This is a genomic window from Bradyrhizobium sp. 76 (genome assembly GCF_023073025.1).
In the GTDB taxonomy this organism is placed as follows: Bacteria; Pseudomonadota; Alphaproteobacteria; order Rhizobiales; family Xanthobacteraceae; genus Bradyrhizobium.
Genome location: NZ_JADPIS010000079.1, coordinates 1 through 6,936 on the forward strand (window position 1 = coordinate 1; position 6,936 = coordinate 6,936).

General features: G+C 60.8%; 4 protein-coding genes and 5 pseudogenes. 4 read left to right on the forward strand and 5 right to left on the reverse strand.

The features are described 5' to 3' along the window. Window positions 1–15 precede the first annotated feature (15 nt). The 3 genes and pseudogenes from IVB48_RS16075 to IVB48_RS16085 form a co-directional block, all read right to left on the reverse strand. Window positions 16–525, reverse strand: coding sequence for an IS5 family transposase (locus tag IVB48_RS16075; RefSeq protein WP_245286348.1), 510 nt, complete (start codon window positions 523–525; stop codon window positions 16–18). Beyond that, window positions 465–776 (reverse strand): annotated as a pseudogene (locus tag IVB48_RS16080) (IS5 family transposase); the annotation flags it as partial. The pseudogene IVB48_RS16080 and the gene IVB48_RS16075, both read right to left, overlap by 61 nt. A gap of 84 nt (window positions 777–860) precedes the next feature. Next, window positions 861–1,109: pseudogene (locus IVB48_RS16085) on the reverse strand (transposase DNA-binding-containing protein); the annotation flags it as partial. Between the two features lie 181 nt (window positions 1,110–1,290). On the opposite strand from IVB48_RS16085, the gene IVB48_RS16090 reads away from it, so the two are divergent. Together IVB48_RS16090 and IVB48_RS16100 are read left to right on the forward strand one after the other, a co-directional pair. Continuing rightward, a complete protein-coding gene (locus IVB48_RS16090; RefSeq protein ID WP_247400792.1) occupies window positions 1,291–1,668 on the forward strand; it encodes a transposase in 378 nt (125 codons plus the stop codon). 414 nt (window positions 1,669–2,082) lie between these two features. After that, window positions 2,083–3,653, forward strand: a pseudogene (locus IVB48_RS16100) (IS66 family transposase). 71 nt (window positions 3,654–3,724) lie between these two features. Here IVB48_RS16100 and IVB48_RS16110 read toward each other — a convergent pair. Next, window positions 3,725–4,144, reverse strand: a complete 420-nt coding sequence (locus IVB48_RS16110; protein WP_247400799.1) for a hypothetical protein — start codon at window positions 4,142–4,144, stop codon at window positions 3,725–3,727. Between the two features lie 455 nt (window positions 4,145–4,599). On the opposite strand from IVB48_RS16110, the gene IVB48_RS16115 reads away from it, so the two are divergent. Then, window positions 4,600–5,094, forward strand: coding sequence for a hypothetical protein (locus IVB48_RS16115; RefSeq protein WP_247400801.1), 495 nt, complete (start codon window positions 4,600–4,602; stop codon window positions 5,092–5,094). 1,077 nt (window positions 5,095–6,171) lie between these two features. Next, window positions 6,172–6,402, forward strand: a pseudogene (locus IVB48_RS16120) (IS5/IS1182 family transposase); the annotation flags it as partial. A 134-nt stretch (window positions 6,403–6,536) separates the two neighbouring features. Here IVB48_RS16120 and IVB48_RS16125 read toward each other — a convergent pair. Continuing rightward, window positions 6,537–6,936 (reverse strand): annotated as a pseudogene (locus IVB48_RS16125) (transposase); the annotation flags it as partial.

A 6,936-nucleotide genomic window follows, 5' to 3' on the forward strand; every position in this document is an offset into this window, starting at 1 on the left:
TGCTAGGGTTCAGACTCAATTGATCCAATAAGCGACGAGAGCGGCGAGGTGGACGGCGGCCAAGAAGTTTCTGGCAAGTTTGTCGTAGCGAGTAGCAACACGCCTGAAATCCTTGAGCCGGCAGAAACAGCGCTCGATAACATTGCGCCCTTTATAGAGGCGCTTGCTGAAGCTGTGGAGGGTTACCCGGTTGGATTTGTTTGGAATGACGGGTTTCGCGCCGCGATTGACGATTTCGGCGCGAAAGCCGTCGCCATCGTAGCCTTTGTCCCCAATGAGGGAAGACATGGGCGGCGCGAGCTTCAAAAGGGCCGGCCCTGCGGCAATGTCTGCGGCTTGTCCCGGAGTGAGATGAAATGCACAAGGTTTGCAATCAGGGTCGCTCAGCGCGTGGATTTTCGTGGTCCGCCCACCGCGCGAGCGGCCGATCGCCTGTTCACACTCCCCCCTTTTCCGCCGCTCGCCGAGCGATGCGCTTTGATCGAGGTGGAGTCGATCGACAAAGCCACTCGGTCCTTGCCGCAGCGGGCGAGCGCTTCAAAGATCGCCTGCCAATGTCCGCGCTTAGCCCAGCGATTGAACCGATTGTAGATCGTCGTGTAAGGGCCATAGTCGGACGGGCAATCGCGCCAGCGTGCGCCGCACTGGAGCATGTGAATGATACCGCTGATAATGCGTCGATCGTCTTGGCGCGCCGGGCCGGTCTGGTTCGTTGGCAGATGCGGCTCTATCTGAGCCCACTGCTTGTCGTTCAGCCAGAACAGTCCTTTGCGCATCGAAGTCCCCCGTGCCGAATCAACTTAGCACCAGGGAATCAGAACTCGCTAATTAGGTACAGACCCTAGGATAGGCCCGTCGGTGGCCATCGTGCGTTCACGGGTCGATTGAAAGTGGCCGGCCAGAATGTCCGCCTCACTGACCCGGTCGTTGGAGAAAAAACGATACGCGGCCTTGGTATTAGCCCAGTCCTGGCACACCAGCGGAATGCTTTGTCCCATGGCGCTCCCGATCTGCGCTACCAGTTTGCGGAGCCGCTTATTCAGGCGCTCGTCGGCAAGGTTGCAGCCAGCGAGCTCGCGATCAAACCATGCGTCGGCTTCTTCGTGCATTGGCACCGCCCCCTGCGAATCGGTGCCAGACAAGGAATCACGGTCGATTCCTGCGATGCAATAGTTGGTGCGCTCCCTCAGCCCTCTCGGCTAAATGTGGGTAATTGAAAGGTAGCAGACCCCACATAGCGCGGCGTGTTCGAATAGCAGATGATCTCCTTGTGATTGTCGGGAGCCTCCTGTGAGCGAACGTATGTCTGATAGAAGCTTCGAAGTTCTCACGGCGAGCCCTGTGCGGCTGTCGAGCAGTCCGGCGCGTAGTTATCGATCCTGGTCAAATGGGGAGAAGGCCAGGATCGTCGGAGAGACGCTGGTTTCCGGAGCGAATGTATCGGCGATTGCGGGCTCAAATGGGCTCGATCCGTCGCAGCTTTTCGCGTGGCGTCGCAAGGCGAAGGCCTCTGGGGTGGTTGCACCATTGGCAGCAGCGCCGAGCAAGCCGGTCAAGTTTGCGCGCGACATGGTAGAAATTGTTATGGGCGACGTGGTGGTGCGCGCCGGCGCGGATGTCGAGCCTGACCGGCTTGCCGATGTGATCCGGGCGGTTCGCAAGACATGATCCCGGCCGGCGTGCAGGTTTATGTAGCGAGCACACCGGTTGACTCCGCAAGGGTGCGACCGGCTTGATGGCTCTGGTTCGGGACGGTGGCGCTGATCCATTCAGTGGCGCGCTCTATGTATTCCGTTCGAAAAGAGCGGACCGGATTAAGGCGGTTTGGTTTGATGGCACAGGTGTATGTCTGTTCGCCAAGACGCTTGAGGAAGCGCAGTTCTGCTGGCCCCGGATTGGACCGGCCACGGTGCGGTTGAGCCATACGCAGTTGCTTGCGCTGGTCGATGGGCTGGACTTTAAGAAGGTCCGCCCGGTGGCTGTGAGGCGGCCGCAATCGATAGGCTGAAAAACCTGTGGCCTTTTGAATCGGGCCTTTGGAAAGTTTGGGAAACCGGCCGCGAACATGCTGTGATGGCGGCGATGACGAAGGCCGTTGCAGAGCTTCCCGACGACGTTGATGCGCGATCGTCGCCATGGCCGACCAGAGGGCGCTGCTGGAGGCCCGCAACGATCATCTCGAGGTGGCGAACAAGACGGCCGACGAGCGGATCGCGACGCTGACGGCGATCGTGATGATGCTGGAGCGGTCGCGCTACGGCACTCGCTCGGAGCGTCTGCGCGGCGCGACATTGAGCGAGGAGCAGCATGCCTTCGTGTACGACGAAATAAAGACCGGCATGGCGGCGGTCGAAGCCGAGCTCGAAAGCGCCGCTCAGGACAAACCGAAACGTGCGCCGCGTCCGTGGAAAGGCTTCGCGGCTCATCTGGAGCGGGTTGAGATTGTCATTGAGCCTGAGATTCCCGCAGGCTGCGAGGGGCTGGAGAAGGTTCTGATCGGCGAGGACGTGTCGGAACGTTTGGACGTGATGCCGGCGAAGTTCCGCGTAATCGTCACGCGCCGCCCGAAATACGCCTACAGGAATCGCGACGGCGTGATCCAGGCGCCGGCGCCGCTCCATATCATCGAGAGCGGCATCCCCACCGAGGCGCGACTGGCCCAGATTGCCGTTTCCAAATATGCCGATGGTCTGCCGCTCTATCGGCAGGAAGCCATCTATGCGCGGAACCAGGTTGAGCTGGACCGATCGCTGATGGCGCAGTGGATGGGCAAGGTTGGCTTCGAACTGCAGCCTCTGGCCGACTATGTTCTGGAACGGATCAAGCAGGGCGAACGGGTACTTGCCGATGAGACCACGTTGCCGACGTTGGCTCCCGGTTCCGGTAAGACCCAAAAGGCTCGGTTATGGGCCTATGCCCGGGACGACAGACCCTTGGCGGCGCTGGTCCGCCAATGGTTGCCTATCGCTTCGAAGATAGCCGGAGCGGTGACTGTGTCGCGCGTCATCTGGCGTGCTTTAGCGACCTGCTGCAGGTGGACGGTTAAGCGCCTACAACCGGCTCACCAAAGAAGGCGGCGCCAATGATGGTGTGACGCTGGCCGCCTGTTTTGCCCATGTGAGGAGGCGCTTCTACGAACTGCATGTGAACGAAAGCTCGCAGCTAGCGACGCAGACGATCACGACAATGGCGGCGCTCTGGAAGGTCGAAGAGGACATCCGCGGCAAGGATCCTGCAACACGGGTGAAAGCCCGCCAGGAAAAGTCCGCCGCCATTGTGGCGAGGCTCTTCGAGCTGTGGGAAACGGAACTGCCGCGCCTATCCGGGAAATCCAAACTCGCCGAGGCGATCCGCTACGCCATCTGCCGGCGGACCGCTCTTGAACGCTTCCTGCGCGATGTGCGTGTCGAAATCGATTCCAACATTGTTGAGCGCGCGCCATCCGACCGCAAACAATTGCTCGGAAGAATGCATTGTTCGCAGGATCCGCTGGCGGCGGTCGGACCTGGGCAACCGTCGCCACGCTTTTGCAGATCGCAAAAATGAATGATGTCGATCCACATGCCTGGCTCACGCAGACCCTTGAGCGCATCGCTCAAGGCTGGCCGATCTCGAGCATCGACCAGCTCATGCCGTGGAACTTCAAAGCCTGAACGGCCTCAGCTCGGCCGATGGCGAAGATCGACGAATCGCGGGCCTGGGGCTTCCGCCCTAACCGCATCCATCAGCTCGGTGGTAGCGCCTCCGGAATCTCCTGCGCCTCACTCGCGTCAGCGAAGACCTCATCGCGGATCACGCGCAGCGTCACTTGATGAAGATAGGCCTGCAGGGCCTGGTCAAGCTCGGAGAACTCCGGCCACAGAACTTGATCGAGGAACCGTTTGGGTGCGCGAACCATGACCGTGTTGCGCCGCTGCCGATAATAGCGATAGGGCTTCATGCCATAACGCCGGCACAAGGCGAGAAACAGATGGCGCGACCATTGATCCGGCATCAAGAACCGCATCTCAAATGAGGGATCTTGCCGACCAAGTTCCGTCAAACGCTCCTTCACACGTTCCAGCGCCGCTTCCGCCGCGAGCCGCTCGCCGGCCGTTCCGGCACCCGCGAAAAGAGCCTCGATCTTCCGCAACTTCTCGCGCAACTGGGATTCGATAGACATGGGCAGGGCTCGCGGCTGAGTTTACCACCGTTCGGCCATATCGACGTCAATCACCGGGCCATCCATATCCACGTCATTTACTCGCCGTGCGGCAAACGATCGGTATCCCCGAACGGCCTCAGCTCGACGCTTACGGTGCGTGCATCTGTGCGCCTGCTAATGTGCCGCCCGTGCATCCGGTAGATCGGCCGCAAACGCACCTGCCTGAAGCGTTATGTTCATTACGGGTAGGAGATGTCGTGAGCCAACGTATGGTGTTCATCGTCCCCGTATCGAGACCATGCATCCTCGCCAAGCAAGGAGGCCTTTCATTCACCTCCCGCTTGAAACCTGCGTTCCTTTCGCCGTACATGTCTGTGCCCGGTTAGGCACCCATTTATCAGCGTGTCCGCCGTGGCGGCGGCACGCCGTAAGACGCGAGCGCGGCAAATCATCCAATGTGCTGGCCTGCGCTGTCCCAGAGTCCGTCACGTAACACGACGTCGCAACGGGCGCGCGCCCTGACGGACGCCATCGGCATCCCAGCGGTAATCCAGGCCGTCGGATGCCGAAACTGCAGTGCAGAAAGTCCTGTTCAGCATCGATGCGTTGATGGTGCATCTGCAGGCCAATCTCGCAAAGCAATTCTCGTCAAAGAATATCTCACCGGCCCCTTGTTATTCGCCGAGATCGATGTGCGGCATGCAAAATTCGATCGCTTTGAGGTGTTAAATGACTCCCGCGCAATGAATGCCTCGATGCGCGCCAATTCGACACTCGATCAGATCGGCGCTTGCTTCCAATATGCGGCAGTGGGTCGCAAATTGGGTGTCGACTTGGGCATTTTTCACGCGGACATGATTGCAACAGTTCAAGGTCCTGTTTTAGTCGGGATGAATTCCCGCCCCTTGGATAGCGTCATGCCCCGGTGTATCGCCAAATCTTCGGCATGAAGGCCCTACCCGCCGGGGCTCATCGTAGCCATCTGGGCCCGCGCCGCGCCCGATTGCCAAGCCGCCGACGCTTGGTCCGGTTGGGCCGACCGCGTTGTCGAGGCCGCTGCTCCGCGACCCTCAGCGGCCGGCGGGCTGGCTTGCGGCGCGAGCGACGGCGGCTCCGAGAGGATGGCTCAACCGGACTGATGTCGGCGAGCCAGGTCCGGTTCGCTGCTGCGGCCGTCGCGTGCGCGGCGGGAAGCCGTAGCGGGCTCCACGTCTCGCCGAGGGCGCTCCAGGAATAGCCCGATCATCCCGGAGCAGGCGAAATGTCGGCTAAACTTTGGGCGTGCCGCACAGCGATACTCGGCGGCCATAGCCCTGGGCGGGACGGAACGCGGCTGCGATGCTGCGGGCCGAGCGAGCGGTCCGCTTGGCCGCAGGCCATGACGGCTGTCGGTTGTCCGAACGCGGCGCGGCGGGGCCATGATGGCGCGGATGCCGTGCCGATGCATCAGGCGTTCGATCCGGCCACGGCTGGCGCCACGTCCCTGTGCCCGCAGCGCGGCATGGACCCGTGGGCTGCCATAGCGTCCGCCGCTGCCCTGATGAACCTGTCGGATATCAGCCAAGAGCGCAGCATTGGTGGTCGTGCGTGCGCTATCCGGACGCTCGCGCCAGGCGTAATAGCCGGCCGGCGAGACCTCGAGCACGCCGCACATCAGCCGTACCGGGTAGAATCGCGATGGTCCTCGATGAAGCGAAAGCTCATGACCGGGTTCCGGCAAAGATCGCGATCGACTTCCTAAGACACAGCCGGATCGGGTCGCCTGGAATGGCCTGCAACACGAAGCCCAAAGATTTGGCTCGGCGCTGAAGGGCTGCAAGGAACACGGCCGGCAGCGGCCACGATCATTGGTATCTCGCCCGCAGCAGAGCTCTCTCTGCTGAATTCTCAAATGCATACTTCATATCGCTCGGCATGCCATCCTTGTTCCAATCGTGTAGCGCAACTTCTCGAACCGCCGTGTACGGACCCGTTCGCACGGTGGTGTGGGAGGAGCGGAGCTGCGAGGCTCCCCCTTATCCCGATCAATCGGCGTCCACAACGCAGCCTAGAACCATTCGATGCTCTCGAAGAATCACGACCGGCTGCTGGAAGGCGACATCGGAGCCAAGTGCCTGGCTGAGGTGCTGGCGCAGCTTATGGTGATGCGATCGCTTCGGTCGATGGCACGCAGATCGAGACGTGGGCGTCGATGAAGAGCACCAAGAAGGACGGTTCTGGCGAGCCGGAAACCCGGCGGCCGCAATGCCGAAGCGGATTTGAGCGGCAGCCTGATGAGCTCTGCGCCAGAAAGACCATGCGATGATGCGTGCGGGTTGAATACGCTTTCGAGCAAGTCTGATGGCAATGCGGCGGATTTCCTGGATTGACCAACGGATCAGTGGCGGTCTGGTTATGCTTTGGCTTTTGCCGGGGGGCGAGGTTTCGTTTTTTTGGGCGGTGGCGGATTAGCGCGATGTCGGATCGCGGCCATCATGGCGAAGGCGAGCATCACCAAGGACACATGACGGTGCCAGCCATGCCAGGATCTGCTCTCGTTGTGATCCAGCCCGAACTCGTTTTTCGCGGTTTCAAAGCTGTCCTCGATCGCCCATCGATGGCCTTCGACCGCGACCAACGTTTCAATTGATGTTCCCGCTGGGCACCAGGTGGTGAAGAAAGGCGAGGTCATCATCGGCGATGCGACGACGGATCAGTAGACCGCGCGTCCATAAACCATCATTTGCGCTGTTGAACTGCTCGGCCTCGAGGTCGGCCAATTCGAGATAACACCAGTCATGCAGCCGCGTTTC

Bases quoted from the DNA above. Each gene is read 5' to 3' on its own strand.
- IVB48_RS16115 (WP_247400801.1), top strand. From the start codon at position 4,600: ATGTGCTGGCCTGCGCTGTCCCAGAGTCCGTCACGTAACACGACGTCG.